Origin of the sequence: Mariprofundus ferrooxydans PV-1 (genome assembly GCF_000153765.1) — a bacterium.
GTDB lineage: Bacteria > Pseudomonadota > Zetaproteobacteria > Mariprofundales > Mariprofundaceae > Mariprofundus > Mariprofundus ferrooxydans.
Genome location: NZ_DS022294.1, coordinates 233,957 through 251,648, shown reverse-complemented (window position 1 = coordinate 251,648; position 17,692 = coordinate 233,957). Strand labels below are relative to the sequence as shown.

The following is a 17,692-nucleotide window of genomic DNA, read 5'->3' as shown; positions in this document are numbered from 1 at the left end:
ATTCGCTATCATGCGGGCTTTCCAAATTTTGACGAGGTGATGATTGCATGGATAAGCGAGTGACAGGCGAAGCACTGACCTTTGATGATGTGTTGTTGGTGCCTCAGGCCAGCAGCGTAATGCCGCGGGGTGTGGATACATCGTCCCAGCTTACCCGCAATATCCGGCTGAATATCCCCGTGCTCTCTGCGGCGATGGATACGGTGACTGAATCTGCAGCGGCCATTGCACTGGCGCAGGAAGGCGGCATCGGCGTGATTCACAAAAATCTGACGCCGGCTGAACAGGCTGCCGAGGTGCGTCGGGTTAAGCGTTTTGAAGCGGGTGTGGTGCAGGAGCCGTTGACGGTGAGGCCGGATATGACGCTGGAACAGGTGCGTCAGTTGGCTGCGGAAAATAATTTTTCCGGTTTCCCGGTGCAGGATGCCGACGGCAAGGTGTGTGGTATCGTCACCAATCGCGATATCCGTTTTGAGCGTGATCCGGGTAAGAAAGTATCCGAGATGATGACGCCCAGAGATCGACTGGTGGTTGTGGCGCATGGTGTGGAGCTGGATGTCTGCAAGGAGCTGTTCCGTGAGCATCGTATAGAAAAGCTGCCGGTTGTTGATGATGCGGGTTACCTCAAGGGCATGATTACCGTACGCGATATCGAGAAGTCGAAAGCATTTCCGAATGCGGTGCGTGATAATCTCGGACGTCTGCTGGCTGCGGCTGCAATTGGCGTGGGTGATAAGGAGCTGGAGCGTTTTGAGGCCCTGTTTGCCGCCGGCGTGGATGCGGTGGTTGTGGATACAGCGCATGGTCATTCCCGCGGCGTGATTGAGCAGGTGCGCGAATTGAAAAATAAACACGGCGACAATATCCAGATTATCGGTGGCAACATTGCTACCGGTGATGCCGTGCGTGATCTGATCGATGCCGGTGCCGATGCGGTGAAGGTTGGTATCGGGCCGGGTTCGATATGCACCACCCGCATGATCGCAGGTGTTGGTGTGCCGCAGCTGACCGCAGTAATGCAGTGTGCTGATGTTGGTCGTGCCGCCGGCGTACCGGTCATCGCAGATGGCGGTATCAAATTCTCCGGTGATTTTGCCAAGGCCATGGCGGCAGGCGCATCGACCTGCATGTTCGGTTCAATGTTTGCCGGCACCGAGGAGGCACCGGGTTCGAAGATTCTGTATCAGGGTCGTACCTACAAGGCCTATCGCGGTATGGGTTCGATCGGTGCCATGCAAAAAGGCAGCAAGGATCGTTATTTTCAGGGCGATGTGGATGAGGCGATGAAGCTGGTTCCCGAGGGCATTGAAGGACGCGTCTCCTACAAGGGGCCGCTTGGCGATATTCTGCATCAGCTGGTCGGCGGTTTGCGTGCAGCCATGGGATATACCGGTGCTGCGTCGATTGCTGAGTTGCACGAGCGCGCCCGCTTTGTACGCATCACCGGTGCCGGCTTGCGGGAATCGCATGTACATGATGTCACGATTACCGAAGAAGCACCGAATTACCGTCTGGATATATAATCGCGGAAGGTGAAGGGTAAGGAGCAGGGCGTATCAACTCCCGCGCGGCTTTCTCTTCACCTCTTACTCCTGACAACCACCGCTCACAAGGAACTCAAGCATGGACAAGATACTTATTCTCGATTTTGGATCGCAGTACACACAGCTGATTGCCCGGCGCGTGCGCGAAGCCGGCGTGTTCAGCGAGCTGCATCCGTGGGATATGTCTGCGGATGAAATTCGCGCCTGTAATCCTTCCGGCATTATTCTCTCCGGCGGCCCGAATTCCGTCTATGATGAAGAGACACCGAAAGCGGCATCGCTGGTTTTTGAGCTGGGTGTACCGGTGCTGGGTATCTGCTACGGCATGCAGACGATGGCGGCGCAACTCGGTGGCGGTGTCGAAACAGGCGTGACCAGAGAGTTCGGCTATGCCGAGGTGGTTACCAGTGGTAACTCCGCACTGCTCAGCGGGATTGAGGATAAAGAGTACGGCGGCCTGGATGTGTGGATGAGCCACGGTGACAAGGTGACCATGCTGCCTGACGGTTTTCACGTGATTTGCAGCAACGACTCTACACCGATTGCCGGCATGGCCGATGAAACCCGTCACTTCTACGCGTTGCAGTTTCATCCGGAAGTGACGCATACGCATCAGGGTAAAGCGATCCTGTCGCGCTTTGTGCATAAGATATGCGGGTGCGGCTCAGACTGGACGATGCCGAACTATATTGATGAGGCGGTTGCCCGTATCCGCGAGCAGGTAGGCGAGGAAGAGGTGATTCTGGGGCTCTCCGGCGGAGTGGACTCATCGGTTGCGGCAGCACTGCTGCACAGGGCTATCGGCGAGCAGCTCACCTGCGTGTTCGTTGATAACGGACTCTTGCGCCTGCATGAGGCGGAGCAGGTGATGCAGACCTTCGCGGACAATCTGGGTGTGAAGGTGATTCATGTCGATGCCAGTGACGAGTTTCTCAAGCATCTGGCCGGTGTTACCGATCCTGAAGCCAAGCGCAAGATTATCGGGCGCGAATTTGTCGAGGTATTCCAGCAGGAGTCGGCGAAATTGCCGCAAGCCAGGTGGCTGGCCCAGGGTACTATTTATCCCGATGTCATCGAATCGGCCGGTTCCAAAACCAAAAAAGCGCATACGATCAAGAGCCACCATAATGTCGGAGGCCTGCCTGATACATTGCACCTGAAGCTGCTTGAGCCGCTGCGCGAGCTGTTCAAGGATGAAGTACGCGAGCTCGGTGTGGCTCTCGGCCTGCCGCGCGAGATGGTCTATCGTCACCCGTTCCCGGGCCCGGGGCTGGGGGTGCGTATTCTCGGTGAGGTGAAGAAGGAGTATGCCGATCTGCTGCGTCGCGCAGATGCAATTTTCATCGAAGAGTTGCATGCTTCGGGGTGGTATGAGAAGACTTCGCAGGCGTTTGTTGTTTTTCTGCCGGTTAAATCGGTTGGAGTGATGGGTGATGGACGCACCTATGAGTGGGTGGTGGCGCTGCGTGCAGTGCAGACACAGGACTTTATGACGGCTCACTGGGCCGAGCTGCCACATGCTCTGCTGGGCAAGGTCTCCAACCGCATTATTAATGAAGTGCGTGGTATTAACCGGGTGGTCTATGATGTTTCCGGCAAGCCGCCCGCCACCATTGAGTGGGAATAGAGTTGATCAAGACGTTGAAAAAATATGATGGAGGATTCATGAAAAAGACAATTATTGCATCGGCATGCGTAGCCATGCTGGCAGCCTGTTCACAGCAGGCCACAGTCAAGCCGGAAGGCGTGAAACTGGACAATGAAAAATCCAAACTCAGTTATGCAATCGGCATGGATATCGGTGCATCTTTGAAGTCGCTGGCGACCGAATTTGATCGGCCTGCGATGATGGCGGCGATCAATGACAAACTCGACGGCAAAAAGCTCATGCTCAGTAATGAAGAGGCTGGCAAGGTAAAGAAGGCATTCTTTCAGCAGCAGTCTGCGAAGCGTGTTGCCGAGCGGAAGGAGCTGGCAGAGAAGAACAAGGCGGCAGGCGAGAAATTCCTGGCCGAGAATGCCAAGAAGCCGGGCGTAACCGTTACTGCAAGCGGCCTGCAGTATGAAGTGCTCAAGGCTGGTGATGGTGCCAAGCCGAAAGAGAGCGACTACGTCAAGGTCAACTATCGCGGCACACTGCTGGACGGAACTGAATTTGATTCTTCCTATAAGCGGGGTAAGCCAATCACCTTCCCGCTCAAGGGCGTGATCAAGGGCTGGACGGAAGGTGTACAGCTGATGAATGTCGGTTCCAAATATAAATTCTACATTCCGGCTGATCTGGCTTATGGCGAGCAGGGTGCAGGTTCAACCATCGCTCCGAACAGCACGTTGATTTTCGAAATTGAGTTGCTGGGGATAGAGAACCCCGATAACTCTGCCAAATAAATCATCGGAAGTTGTCTGATGCACAAGCGGGCCGGCACTTTATGTGCCGGCCCGCTTTTTTTTGGACTTACGGTGACTTCTTCTTTGCGAGCGTAGGTGAATTGTTTGCCGGTGAGGGTATGAAGTCATTATAGTGTCATAACTATAGTGCATGCTTTGCTGCTGATAATGGCGTGGGAGGGCATATGGATCACAGGGTCAGAAATCAGCATCCTTTGTCGGAGCTGCCCGGTATCAGGGTGCTGTTCCAGTCCAGAGATAATCCGCTGCGGGCGCAGCTGGCTGAGCATTTGCTGAAGCATCTGGGCAAGGGTCATTTTGTTGTGTGCAGCCTGCCTGAACAGCCTGTCGATCCCCGCGTTGCGAATGTGCTTGCAGAGCTGAAGATCGAAACGACCCCGGAGATAGCAGCAGTGATGCCGGGGAATGATGCTCCTGACAGTTTCGACTATATCATCACCATGTGTGATCAATCTACTGCTTCATGTGATGGGCGTGACGAGCTCTGTCCGAATATTCCCGATAACAGGCCCGGCGGTTGCTGGGCATTTGCCAACCCGCTTGATGCCGATAGTGAGGAAGGCGTTCTGACTTTGCTGCGGCGGGTTCGCGACGAGATGAGTAATCGCCTTTGCATCTGGATACCCGCAGCGATGCATGCGCACAGGAAGAGGAATACAGGCAGGGTGGCACAGTCATCCATCTGATTGACGCCGTTTTCCGACAGCAGCTTTTACACCTCAATCAGATCATCATATTCCGGCCAGACATGGCGTGCGAGACGGGTATCAACGACCGGCGCATGGTGGACAGGGTGCCGGTGGTCGCAGCCTGACATGCGCTTTGCAGAAAGATCCTGAGCTCACGGTTTTTTGCATCCTTATTGTTGTTATATCACAACCGGGCTATACTGATTTTTCCTAGTTGTAAGGGAAGGAGGGGATATGCGCGAGCTTGAACCTGATTCAGTCGTATCGGTATGTTGATGGCGAAAGAGGGCTCTATCGGGCCTGCCATGAATCGCATACTTGAACTGCTACTCTCCCTGATTCCACTGGTGGCAACAGCGGCTGCTGTTCTTACGCTACTGTTTTTCGCCTACTGGTTTCTTCTGGGGCGTCGCACCGATCTGGCCAACGAGCACAGGCTCTACCGTCAGATCGCCATGTTCGGTCTGACTGCGGCCGGAGCTATAGCGATCTCTCTGGCCCTGCCTGTCAGCGACAGCACACGTAATCAGGTGATCGCCCTTATCGGTGTACTGCTCTCCGGTGTTATAGCCTTTTCGTCCGCGACTATTGTTTCAAACCTGATGGCCGGACTCGTGCTTCATGTGACCAGACCATTTCGCACGGGCGATTTTATACGTGTAGGCGAATATTTTGGCCGTGTTGTCGGACGCGGTTTGTTCAGTACTGAAGTGCAAACCGAGCACAGGGAGCTTGTTTATCTCTCCAATGCCCACATGCTTTCCACCCCGGTTACGGTTGTCCGTTCATCAGGCACGATTATCACGGCTACGTTATCGCTGGGTTATGATGTTCATCATACACAGGTCAAGGGGCTGCTGCTTGAGGCAGCGCGAAATGTCGATCTGGAAGAACCATTCGTGAAAATTGTCGAGTTGGGTAACTACGCAATTACCTATTCTGTCAGTGGATTGCTTACCGAAGTCAAAGGGATGCTGGCTTCGCGATCCAGATTGTTCGAATCGATTCTCGACGCCCTGCACACTGCGGGTGTAGAGATAGTGTCACCGAGCTTCATGAACCAGCGTCGCCAGGACAATGATACGAAGATATTGCCGGTGATGGGTGAAGATGTGCTGCAGCCTGACTCTCCCAGCTCCGAGGATATGGTGTTCGACAAGGCTGAAGAGGCAGAGCAGCAGGAAAAAGCCGAGATCAACCTGAAGGAGGAGATCAGCAAGCTGCAGGCTCAGGCCAAAGAGAGTGAGGGCGAGGCAAAGAAGCAGATTGAAGTGCAGATTGAGCAGCTGCGCGAGCAGCTTGTAGAGATTGTACAAGATGAAGTCGATACAGGTGGAGATGAGGGTGATGTTGCCAGACAAGATGTTCCGCCAGATAAGCCGCCCGCGGGCTTGTGATCCTGATCGGCTCAGGGCTTCCACTCTTCAATCAGATAATCATAACCCTGCTCGGCCAGGAAGCGCTGGCGATTGACGGCGAATTTCAACTCTTCGCTGTGATCCGAGACCAGGGTATAGAAAAAGGCAGGTCCACCCTGTGGACGCAGGATACGCCCGAGCCGCTGCGCCTCCTCCTGACGCGAGCCGAAGGCGCCGGAGATCTGGATGGCGATAGAGGCGTCGGGCAGATCAATGGCGTAATTGGCGACTTTGGATACCACCAGCAGACGCAGCTCTCCGGCGCGGAATGCGGCATATAACCGCTCCCGCTCAGGCGAGCTCATACGCCCGCTGATCAGTGGAGCGCCCAGATGTGCGGCGATACGTTCCAGCTGTTTGATATACTGACCGATCACCAGAATGCCCTGATCGGCATGTTTTTTAATCAGAGCGGTGGCGACCCTGTCCTTGATGCTGTTTTCGGCGGCGATGCGATAGGCTTTGCGGGCATCATCGGCTGTGGCATGGGCCATATGATCATGCTGTGACATCGGAACGCGGATCTCGACACAGTGGGCTTTGGCAATATGACCTGATTGCTCCAGCTCGCGCCAGGGCAGATCGAAACGTTTGGGGCCGATTAGCGAGAATACGTCCCTTTCCAGACCATCCTCCCGGATCAGTGTGGCAGTCAGGCCCAGCCTGCGGCGTGCCTGAATCTCAGATACAGCCCGGAATACCGGTGCCGGCAGCATATGTACCTCGTCAAAAATAATCAGTCCCCACGCATGTTTGGTGATCAGTTCGATATGCGGCATATCGCCGTCTTGCTCCGGCCTGTAGGTGAGCATCTGGTAGGTGGCAATAGTGATCGGCTGAATCTCCTTACGGCTGCCTGTGTATTCGCCGATATCCGTTGCACTCACTTGTGTTTTATCGAGCAGTTCAGCCCGCCACTGGTGAGCTGCAGCCGTATTCGGCGTTATGATCAGCGTTCGCATGCCGATGCGTGCCATGGTGGCCATGCCCACCAGCGTTTTACCTGCCCCGCACGCCAGCACAATCACGCCATGGCTGCCGGAGGCGACAAAGGCATCAACAGCCTGCTGCTGGTAATCGCGCAGGGCAAACGGACGCTGATCGCTCATGGTCGTATCACGCAGTGCCAGCCCGAACAGAGGTGCGTCACTAAAACCGGCCTGATCATCGACCGGAAAGCCCAGTATGATCAGCGCATGTTTGAGCTTGCCCCGCTGCCCGGGATCAATCAGGAAAATATCATCGGCCGGTTGCTCTCTGAACAGGGCGGTGATGGTTTTTTCTCGGGCAATACGGGCGGCAATAAAGGCATCACTGACCGTCAGTCGCAGGGTGGATTCATTATCCTTTGTCAGTACCAGTTGCCCGTAGCGGGCAAAGGTGTGTCGCATCTCTTCGAGGACATTCTCCGGTATAGAGTATTTACTGAAGCGATGCAGGGCCTCTTCAGCCTGCTGCAGCGTATGGCCGGCGGCAGCTGCATTCCACAGGCTTAACGGGTGCAGACGATAGCTGTGAATATGCTCGGGCGATTTTTCCAGCTCGGCGAACGGGGCGATGGCATCACGCGCATCGGCAAATTGAGGGTTATGCGTCTCCAGCAGCAGCGAGTGATCGCCCTGCACAATTAACGGTCGTTCCGGGTGATAGCTCACAAATGATCCAGTCCCAGCTCTGTGATCTCATCCGACTCCAGTTGGCGCAGGCGCAACAGATGTCTGGGCTCCAGAGGGATGATGCTGTTTCCCCATAGATAACCCTGCTTGCTCCTGCGGGTCGGGCGTACCTCTATTTTACCGTAATAATCATCCGTGATGCAGGCAAACAGCTGTTTGGGTTTGCTGCTGCGCGCCTTCTGATAGCAAATCTCCAGCCAGCGGCCTGTTCTGTCGGCATGCATCTCCATCCACGCCTTGATCGAGGCCGTGCCGCTGATCCACTGCACAGGTTTGATCAATGTCTCCAGCATGATACCGCTTTCGGCGCATGTCCGGATGAAGGCAAGGGCATCGGCAGATGTGTCGAGCAACAGGAGTTCAGGTTTGTCGCCAAATGGCTGGGAGAAGGGGAATCCTGTTTTCTGCAGCCGATGGATGGCTGAGGGGTCGTTTAACACGACTACCAACGACGTGGCGGCAACAGATGCGACGGCCTGCTGTGCGAGTAGTTGGTCAAACAGATAGGCAATGGGCTGCGGCAGTGGCGACTGCACGGACTCCAGCAGCTCCCGGGTCTCCCTAAGGACTGCTTTATCGCTGCCCATGCGTTGCAGCGCGGCTTGATCCAGTTGCAGTGTGATCATCTGCTCAACCGACTTCATGGTGCATACCTGTGCCAGTCCGGGCAGCACATCATGCCTGCAATCCGGCGGCAGCAGAATTTCTCCGGCAGCCGAGATATAGCCGTGGATACGGGCTGTTGCATCAGCACCGTGCCAGCCGGGGGCGGAAAAGAGCGGGGGTTGTTGATTCAGCACAGCGCTAAACTGCGGTAGCAGGCGGATAGCCTGGTGGCTGGTGTTCAGGTCATGCAGAGCCAGCGAGGGGTGCTCGGTGAACAGGGAGAGCCAGTGTGCGCGAACCAGATTGCCGTCCGATTGCAGGCGCAGCCAATCCACGACCTCATCAAGTTTCAGCCAGCAGTCGACCGGCAGTGCGGCCAGCAGGCTCATGGCTGTGTGCTCTTCTGCATTGCTCCAGCGCTCCCAGCCGTGAATGATCTCATAGATAGCGCTGCGCATGCGCTCTGACCATGCAGACCAGTTGATCGTGACCGGCCGGATCAGGCCTTCATCGATTCTGAGCAAACCGCACTTCTGCATGCTGATGATCAGGGACTCGATTCCGGCGTACTCACTACTGTTCAGGGCGGCAGCGATTTTCCTGAGATCATCTTTGCGCAGGCTGCCCTGCTGGGTATAGGCCGGCGGCAGAAAGTGCAGGGTGGTCCACAACCGCCAGATCTGCTGATCCGTCGACCATGGTGAAGGCAGCTCAGCTGCAAGGGTGGGCGCAGGGCAGGCGTTTGGTAATGGCGCTGTCATGACGAGTGAGTGCAATGCACCGCCTGATCCGTTGCCGGATACTCCCTGCTGCCAGTCAGCTGCTCCCGGTTACACTGCCCTTGTCTGGCAGAGAGGAGCACCGGCATCAGTCGGCGACGACCTCGAAACAGCGTGGGCAGAGTTCATTGTGCACCGCGTGAGCCGGATCAGCCGGTGTACCGACATTCCAGCAGCGCGGACACTTGATACCGTCGGCCGCCCTGACGGTGATGGCATCACCCGCCTCAACCTTGGCGACGATGAACAGTTGCTCCCAGCTTTCACCCACACTTTCGGCAAACGCATCATCGAGCCCCGGCACGGTAATTGCCGCGGCAACCGAGGAGCCGACCACCTTATCCTTCTTGGCCAGATCGAAGGCGGTATGTACCTGTTCGCGAATGGCAAAAAAGCGATCCCATGCGGCATCGTCGATGCTGCTATCGGCGACCGGTTTAAATGACTGCAGATGAATGCTCTTCTCATCGGAGCCGGGCAGGTGATCCCAGGCCTCTTCAGCCGTAAACGGCAGCAGTGGTGCAATCAGACGGGTCAGTGTGTCGGCCAGATCGTAGAGCGTGGCGCGGGCCGAGCGACGGCGGGCGGAATCCGCCCCGTCGCAGTAGAGACGATCCTTGATCATGTCGAGATAGAAGCCGCCCAGATCAACAGAGCAGAAGTTGTGGATCTCCTGATGAATACGGTGGAACTGGTAGCTCTCATTGCAGGCATGTACATGCCGCTCCAGTCGCGACAAGCGATGCATCACCCACTGATCCAGCGGTGTACGCTCGCTAAGCGCTACGGCATCGTGCGCAGGGTCAAAACCGTCCAGGTTGCCGAGCAGGAAGCGGATGGTATTGCGGATGCGGCGATAAGCTTCAGAGAGCTGTTTGATGATATCATCGGAGATGCGGATGTCGGCCGAATAGTCGGATGAGGCAATCCACAGGCGCAGAATATCCGCACCCATCTGCTGGATGATCTTCTGAGGGGCAATGACATTGCCCTTCGATTTGGACATCTTGTTGCCGTTTTTGTCGACGACAAAACCGTGTGTCAGTACGCCCTTGAACGGAGCGCGGCCGCGTGTGCCGACACTCTCCAGCAGAGAAGACTGGAACCAGCCGCGATGCTGATCGGAGCCCTCCAGATAGAGATCGGCGGGACTCGTCAGCTCCTCACGCTGTTCCAGTACACAGGCATGCGTGCTGCCGGAATCGAACCAGACATCGAGAATATCGGTTTCGCGTGCGAACGCATTGCCGCCGCAATCAGGACAGGTGGCGCCATCGGGCAGGAAGTGAGCTGCATCATGGGCAAACCAGATATCGGCGCCGCCGAGTTCCACCGCTTTGGCAATGCCTTCCACCACTGCCGGCGTGGTCACCTTGTGTGAACCGCACGCTTCGCAGCGGATGGCTGTGATCGGTACACCCCAGTTGCGCTGACGCGATACGCACCAGTCGGGGCGCTGCTCGACCATGGCACGAATACGGTTCTCACCCCATTCCGGCGTCCATGTGGTTTCACTGATGGCTGCCAGTGCCTTGTCGCGCAGGTTGTTGGTCTCCATGGAGATAAACCACTGCGGTGTGGCACGAAAGATCAGTGGCTTATGGCAGCGCCAGCAGTGCGGGTAGGAGTGTTTGATTTCGGATGTTTCCAGCAGCGCACCGCAGCTTAGCAGGTGCTCGACCATGATGGCGTTGGCCTGATAGACGTGACGACCCTCAACAACCGGGGTGCCGGCATCGAACAGACCGGTGCTGCCAACCGGATTAAAGGCAGGCAGGCCGTACTTCAGACCGATTTCGTAATCTTCCTGACCGTGGCCGGGAGCGGTATGCACGGCACCTGTACCGGCTTCCAACGTAACATGGCCACCAACCAGAACCGGCGCATCCTGTTCCAGATAGGGGTGACGGAAGCGGCGGCGATCCAGTTTCCCGCCGTTGAAGCGGGCAATAACCTCGCCCTCGGCGCCGATAGCAGAGAGCACGCCTGCACGCAGGTCTTCAGCCAGGATCAGGATCTCTCCGACCTTGAGGTTGGTATTATCGCCGCTGTCGGTGATTCTGACTGCCGAATATTCGATAGCGGGGCCGACCGATACGGCCAGATTGGCCGGGATGGTCCACGGCGTTGTGGTCCAGATGACGATAGAGACATCACCGCTCAGGGCCGCATCGATATCGCTCAAATCCTCGCCGGCAGCGAACTTCACATAGATCGAGTGGGAGGTGTGATCTTCATATTCCACTTCGGCTTCGGCCAGCGCTGTGGCACAGGAGACGCACCAGTGCACCGGTTTTGCGCCTTTGAACAGGCCGCCATTTTCCAGGAAACGGCCGATTTCGCGCACGGTATTGGCTTCGAAACGGTAATCCATGGTCACATAGGGATGATCCCAGTCGCCGATCACACCCAGACGTTTGAACTCTTCGCGCTGCACGTCAATCTGGCCTTTGGCATAGTCGCGGCAGGCACTGCGGAATTCAGCATCGCTGATATCCTCTTTCTTCTGCTTCTTCTTTTTGAACTGCTCCTCGACCTTCAGCTCGATGGGCAGGCCGTGGCAGTCCCAGCCGGGCACGTAGGGGGCATCAAAGCCGAGCATGGAGCGAGAGCGAATCACGATGTCCTTGAGCACTTTATTGAGCGCGTGGCCGATATGAATGCTGCCGTTGGCATAGGGAGGGCCGTCATGCAGGATAAATTTCGGCGCGTCCTTGCGTGCCTCGCGCAACTGCCCGTAAATGTCCTGTTCTGCCCATATCGCCAGCCGTTTCGGCTCGCTTTGCGGCAGGCCTGCGCGCATCGGGAAATCGGTTTTCGGCAGGAAAACGGTTGGTCGGTAATCAAACTTGTCTGATTGTGCGGTATCGTTGGCCACAGTCATACTCCAGATCATCATGTCAAAGGTCGCGCATGATAGGCAAAAGATGGCCGTTTGTCGTCAGGTGTTGTTTCAGGAGGTGACTGCAGCCTCCGACTGATGAACGGAGACCGGGGTCAGGGCATCACAGCATAGATGCCGGGAGCATTGCGCAGGAACGATTTGTAATCCATGCCGCAGCCGAATACGTAGCGGTCAGCCACAGAGAAGCCGGCAAAATCCGGGCTGATCTCCGCCTTGCGGGCGGCTGGCTTGTCGAGCAGTACCGATGTCAGTACCTGTGCGGCTTTCTCCTGATAACAGAAATCCACGATCGCCTGCATGGTATAACCCTGATCGAGAATATCATCGACAATCAGTATATTGCGTCCGGCCAGGTTTTCCGGCTGTCTGCCCAGCCAGGCGATATCGCCGCCATGGGTCCGGTCTTGATAGCGACTGACGTGGATATAATCCACCTGCAGCGGGAAGTGCAGCCGGGTCAGCAGTTTACCGCAGGTAACAAGCCCGCCGACCATGACGCAGAGTACGACGGGGTGAGACCCGGCAAGACGGGCGGTGATTTCATCTGCCATGCGATCCAGCGATGCCTCCACTTCCGCTTGCGAATAGAGCAGCTCGGCACTCGCTTCAATAAGTCTGATCTCTTCAAGTTGCTGCTGCATGCGTATCTGCCTCCGCGATGAATAACGATGTGAAAGAAAATGTCTCACCATCAAACAGTCCCTGATCGCTCAGCTTAAGGCTGGGAATCACCAGCAGGGCCATGAAGGAGAGGGTCATAAACGGCGCCTGCATCGGGCCGCCGAGCTGACGGACAAAGCGGTTGATGTCGGCATAATGCTGCGCAAGCTGATAACCATCCTGATCGCTCATCAACCCTGCGATGGGTAGCGGTACAAGCATGGATTCATCCGCGCATGTGGCGGATATGCCGCCCTGCTCGGCGATGAGCAGGTTTACCGCTCGGCAAATCTGCTCATCGCTTGTGCCGACGGCAATGATATTGTGTGAATCGTGCGCAACACTCGAGGCGATGGCGCCCCGCTGCAGTCCGAAACCTCTGATAAATGCCGTGGCCGGTGTGGCATCGCGATAGCGGTTGACGACGGCGATTTTAAGCAGGTCGCGGTCGGTATCGGCGACTACTGCATGATCTGCAATACGCGCTGTGGCGATAGCGCTGCCGGTCACCAACTGGTTTTCCGCAGCCTCGATCACTCGGATGGTACTGCCTGCGGCTGGCACGCGGAAATCGGTCGGGGATTTTGCGCTGGTGCCAAAGCGATTGATCGGCAGCGGGTGGCAACGGGGAATCAGGCTGCGGCCATGCTCGGCAACCATGATGCCGTTAATCCAGGTGGAGTGGATATGAAAGTCATGCAGGTTATCCACCAGCAGAAAATCCGCTGCATCACCCGGCTGCAGCATGCCGACATCCAGTTTGTAATGGCGCACGGGATTGAGACTTGCGCAGCGCAGTACGGCGACCGGGTCATAACCCAGTTTGATGGCTCTGCTGACCAGCAGGTTGATATGACCGCGCACGAGATCATCAGGGTGTAGATCATCGCTGCAGAACATGCAGCTGGCAGGATGCTCCGTAATCAACGGAGCCAGAGCCGCGAAGTTTTTAGCGGCTGAGCCTTCCCGAATCAGGATATGCATGCCAAGGGCGATCTTCCCGCGCGCCTCTTCAATGGTGATGCACTCATGGTCGGTAGTAATACCGGCCTGTGCATATGCTGCGGCCGCCTCCCCGCGCAGTCCCGGTGCATGGCCATCGACCGGTTTGTGATGCTGCTGTGCCAGCCGGATTTTTTTCATGACCTCATCATCGCCTGCAATCACACCCGGATAATTCATCATCTCACTGAGAAAACTGATCTCCGGTTGTTGCAGCAGCCGGGCAATAGCATCGGCAGGCAGCGATGCACCGGCAGTTTCAAATCCTGTTGCAGGCACGCATGAGGGGCGCCGAAATAAAATTTCAACGGCACTTTCCCGCCGTTTTCGATCATGAAACGTATACCCTCCACCCCCAGCACGTTGGCAATCTCGTGTGGGTCTGAAACGGTGGCTACTGTGCCGTGGGGTGAGGCCAGACGGGCAAATTCGGATGGTGGCAGCATTGAGCTTTCGATATGGATATGGGCATCAACCAGTCCGGGTACGATGTATTGATCGGGTGCGCTGTCGCTGTGGTTGACGGCATTGATGCGGCCATCAACCACCTCGATGCTGCCCGGAAATACCCGGCCTGCAACCAGGTCGACCACCTGCCCCCTGATGAGCTGATTTCGGCTGCTCTGCTCCATGTCTGGATCCTCCGCACGTGCAACTAATAGTAGCATATTAAACAGGTGCCGACCATCTGTATGGGTGAAAACTGCGCAATTTGGCATCGCAGAATGGCCGCAGCAAAATGTTGTCAAACCTGCTATGCTGTCCGGGTATGCCGAAGCAGGTCATGGCTGTAACGGATGAGGAATTGGAAAAGGAGATGGTGATGGACAACAGGCCGGATTACATCCGCTGGTTTGATGAGATCAGTCTTACAGATGTGCCGGAGGTGGGTGGCAAAAATGCCAGTCTCGGCGAGATGTATCAGCACCTCTCATCTGCCGGTGTGCGCGTGCCGAACGGTTTCGCCATTACGGCGACGGCCTATCGTGATGCGCTGACGCATGCAGGCGCCTGGCAGGCGTTGCACGATCTGCTCGACGGACTGGATCCCGATGATGTTGAGGATCTGCAGCTGCGTGGCAGCAGGGCCCGGGAGATTGTCTACGCATGCGAGCTGCCGGGTACACTGCGTGCCGAGATTGTGGCCGCCTATGCAAAGCTTACAGCCGAGTACGGCGAGGATCTGTCGCTGGCGGTGCGCTCATCGGCAACGGCGGAAGATTCGCCCGAAGCTTCGTTTGCCGGCCAGAATGAATCCTATCTGAATATCAGCGGGGCAGATGGCTTGATTGAGGCTTACAAGCGCTGTCTGGCATCCAATTTCACCGACCGCTCGATCCACTATAAATATGACAACGATTTTGACTGGTCGAAGGTCTATCTCTCCGTGGTGGTGATGAAGATGGTGCGTAGCGATATCAGTACCAGCGGTGTGATGTTTTCGCTGGATACCGAAACGGGTTTCAATGATGTGGTATTTATCAATGCGGCCTGGGGGCTGGGTGAAAATATCGTGCAGGGTACGATCGATCCGGACAGTTTTTATGTGCATAAGCCGACGTTCAGCAAGGGCTATCGCACCGTACTCAAGCGACAGCTTGGCAGTAAAAAGAAAAAGATGGTGTATATCGATGCTGCCGGCGGTTCTGCCGGCGGTCATATCGGTAATGTGGATACGAGCACTGTCGAGCAATCCCGATTCTGTATAACGGATGAGGATATCATGACGCTGGCCGATTATGCGATCAAGGTCGAAGCGCACTATTCGGCTCAGGCCGGGCATACCCGGCCCATGGATATGGAGTGGGCGAAAGATGGTGTCGATGGTTACCTGTATATGGTGCAGGCACGACCGGAAACGGTCGCATCGCATCGACAGGCCAATATGCTGGAGATTTATCATCTGCAGCAGCACGGCACAGTGTTGGCTCAGGGGAGAGCCGTGGGTGAGCGCATCGGGGTCGGGCGTGTGCGGGTGATTGATGATGCCAGCCTGCTCTCGACATTCCAGAGTGGTGAAGTGTTGGTAGCCGATACCACAAGCCCCGACTGGGAGCCGGTGATGAAGCGGGCCTCAGCGATTGTCACCAACAGAGGCGGGAGGACCTGTCATGCGGCGATTGTAGCGCGGGAGCTGGGGGTGCCGGCTATTGTCGGCGTGGGCAATGCGACAGAGTCGCTGTCCGACGGGCAGGATGTCACCATCTGCTGCGCTGAGGGCGAGACGGGTGTAGTTTATGCAGGCGAGTTACCCTTTACCATTGAACAGACGGATCTGGGGGGGCTGGGTCATCCGCATACGCAGATCATGATGAATCTGGGTGATCCGGACAGGGCATTCAGCTTTGCTTCGCTGCCTGTGGACGGGGTCGGTCTGGCCCGTCTTGAGTTCATTATCAACCAGTTTATCAAGGCTCACCCGATGGCGATCTGCCATCCTGAGCAGCTGGATGATGCCACGCGCCGGCAGATCGCTGCCATGAGTACACCTTTTGACTCTCCAGAGGACTTCTTTGTCCGTACCCTCTCCGAGGGCGTGGCAACGATTGCCGCATCGGTTTACCCCAGCCCCTGTATCGTGCGCATGTCCGACTTCAAGAGTAATGAGTATGCCACGCTGCTGGGAGGCAGCGGATTTGAGCCGCAGGAAGATAACCCGATGATCGGGTTCCGTGGAGCCTCCCGCTATGTGCACCCGGCCTATGCCGATGGCTTTGCACTGGAGTGTGCCGCGATGAAGCGGGTGCGTGATGAGATGGGCTTTGGCAACGTCAAGCTGATGATTCCCTTCTGCCGCAGGGTGGAGGAGGGGGAGCGGGTACTCGCTGCGATGGCGGCGCACGGTTTAACGCGCGGCGAGAACGGGCTGGAGGTCTATGTGATGTGCGAGATCCCCAACAATGTGATTCAGATTGACGCCTTTACAGAACTGTTCGACGGCATCTCCATCGGCTCCAATGATCTGACCCAGCTGACACTGGGCGTGGATCGCGATTCGGAGATCGTTGCTTTTGATTTTGATGAGCGGGACGCAGGTGTACTGAGCATGATCCGTATGGCCGTGGAGGGAGCCAAACGTAACGGCAGGCACTCCGGCATCTGCGGCCAGGCACCGTCAGATTATCCGGAGATGGCCGAATTTTTGGTGAGTATCGGTATCGATTCCATCAGCCTGAATCCGGATACGGTCCTGACATCGATACGGCATGTGTTGGCGTTGGAAGAGGCTTTGGTCAGGAAGCCGGGAGCAACAAATGAGTGATGGAAGTGAAATAAACCTGACAGCGTGCGAGAAAGATTTCGAGCGATGGTATAGCGAGCATCAGGCGTGGCTGGATGATTTACAGCATTGGCAATCCTGCGAACACAAGGTCGTGGGTATTATCTTTGAACTGGAGGCAGCCTTGCCGGGGCATCGTGCCAAGCTGGATCAGTTTCATGGCATGGTGATGGATCATAAACAGCTGCTTGAGAAGCTTGCCCGCAGCTTTGCATCACTATCTGCCGGGGGTGATGGAGAGCGTGTCGCAGAGTTGGAACGGATCTACCATAAGGCTGCTGTCCGGCACGAAGAGATGGCGACGGAGTATGGTCGGTTAGAAAGTGAGTATGAGTTGGCTCTGACGCAGTTGCAAAATCTGGCGGAGAGGCTGCAATGTTGCCTGAACAGGTCTGAGGCATGACCTGGTGGTCGGGAAGTGCCGGGAAAAAGAAAAAGCTGCCAATATTGGCAGCCTTAACGTTTAGTCTTTATCAATATGTATGGTGGGCGATGCAGGGTTCGAACCTGCGACCCCTGCCGTGTGAAGGCAGTGCTCTCCCGCTGAGCTAATCGCCCGGTTTTCTGTGGGGCGCGCTTTCTAGCAGGCACTCTCCACAGATACAACCAGTATGATAAACCGGTGCTGGCGCAATACCGCGCATCGGTGCTGCCGGGGGTGATATGTCGGTTGTTGTCTACGATTTTAAACAATAAAAAAGGCCCTGAACGCAGTGCGTCAGGG

Annotated in this window: 11 protein-coding genes, 1 tRNA gene and 1 pseudogene; 7 read left to right on the top strand and 6 right to left on the bottom strand. The window is 56.2% G+C overall.

Annotation, left to right across the window (positions count from 1 at the left end; translation table 11 throughout):
- Positions 1-47 precede the first annotated feature (47 nt).
- The 5 genes from guaB (at position 48) to SPV1_RS01100 (ending at position 6,039) form a co-directional block, all read left to right on the top strand.
- Positions 48-1,523 (top strand): IMP dehydrogenase, encoded by a 1,476-nt coding sequence (guaB, locus tag SPV1_RS01120; protein ID WP_009849233.1) that lies wholly within the window; start codon positions 48-50, stop codon positions 1,521-1,523.
- A gap of 100 nt (positions 1,524-1,623) precedes the next feature.
- Entirely contained in the window at positions 1,624-3,171 is a 1,548-nt protein-coding gene (guaA, locus tag SPV1_RS01115; protein ID WP_009849232.1) for a glutamine-hydrolyzing GMP synthase, read from the top strand.
- A gap of 38 nt (positions 3,172-3,209) precedes the next feature.
- Complete coding sequence (locus SPV1_RS01110) at positions 3,210-3,932, top strand: FKBP-type peptidyl-prolyl cis-trans isomerase (RefSeq protein ID WP_009849231.1); 723 nt, start codon at positions 3,210-3,212, stop codon at positions 3,930-3,932.
- A 185-nt stretch (positions 3,933-4,117) separates the two neighbouring features.
- On the top strand, positions 4,118-4,639 hold the full coding sequence (locus SPV1_RS01105) for an arsenate-mycothiol transferase ArsC (RefSeq protein ID WP_009849230.1): 522 nt from the start codon (positions 4,118-4,120) through the stop codon (positions 4,637-4,639).
- A gap of 278 nt (positions 4,640-4,917) precedes the next feature.
- Entirely contained in the window at positions 4,918-6,039 is a 1,122-nt protein-coding gene (locus tag SPV1_RS01100; RefSeq protein WP_231288232.1) for a mechanosensitive ion channel family protein, read from the top strand.
- Positions 6,040-6,050: 11 nt separating this feature from the next.
- Here SPV1_RS01100 and SPV1_RS01095 read toward each other — a convergent pair whose 3' ends face one another.
- The 5 genes and pseudogenes from SPV1_RS01095 to ade form a co-directional block, all read right to left on the bottom strand.
- Positions 6,051-7,715, bottom strand: a complete 1,665-nt coding sequence (locus SPV1_RS01095; protein WP_009849227.1) for a DNA repair helicase XPB — start codon at positions 7,713-7,715, stop codon at positions 6,051-6,053.
- A complete protein-coding gene (locus SPV1_RS01090; RefSeq protein ID WP_009849226.1) occupies positions 7,712-9,103 on the bottom strand; it encodes a hypothetical protein in 1,392 nt (463 codons plus the stop codon). Before SPV1_RS01090 ends, SPV1_RS01095 begins: the two co-directional genes overlap by 4 nt.
- A 106-nt stretch (positions 9,104-9,209) precedes the next feature.
- Positions 9,210-12,020, bottom strand: coding sequence for an isoleucine--tRNA ligase (gene ileS / locus SPV1_RS01085; RefSeq protein WP_009849225.1), 2,811 nt, complete (start codon positions 12,018-12,020; stop codon positions 9,210-9,212).
- A 98-nt stretch (positions 12,021-12,118) separates the two neighbouring features.
- Positions 12,119-12,667, bottom strand: coding sequence for a hypoxanthine-guanine phosphoribosyltransferase (locus SPV1_RS01080; protein ID WP_009849224.1), 549 nt, complete (start codon positions 12,665-12,667; stop codon positions 12,119-12,121).
- A pseudogene (gene ade / locus SPV1_RS01075) lies at positions 12,651-14,320 on the bottom strand (adenine deaminase). The gene SPV1_RS01080 and the pseudogene ade overlap by 17 nt, the downstream one beginning before the upstream one ends.
- Before the next feature lie 191 nt (positions 14,321-14,511).
- On the opposite strand from ade, the gene ppsA reads away from it, so the two are divergent.
- Together ppsA and SPV1_RS01065 are read left to right on the top strand one after the other, a co-directional pair.
- On the top strand, positions 14,512-16,950 hold the full coding sequence (gene ppsA, locus SPV1_RS01070) for a phosphoenolpyruvate synthase (RefSeq protein WP_407942738.1): 2,439 nt from the start codon (positions 14,512-14,514) through the stop codon (positions 16,948-16,950).
- On the top strand, positions 16,943-17,371 hold the full coding sequence (locus SPV1_RS01065; protein ID WP_009849220.1) for a hypothetical protein: 429 nt from the start codon (positions 16,943-16,945) through the stop codon (positions 17,369-17,371). Before ppsA ends, SPV1_RS01065 begins: the two co-directional genes overlap by 8 nt.
- A gap of 80 nt (positions 17,372-17,451) precedes the next feature.
- Here the strand turns inward: SPV1_RS01065 and SPV1_RS01060 are convergent.
- Positions 17,452-17,526: transfer RNA gene (locus SPV1_RS01060), tRNA-Val, on the bottom strand.
- Positions 17,527-17,692: the final 166 nt, after the last annotated feature.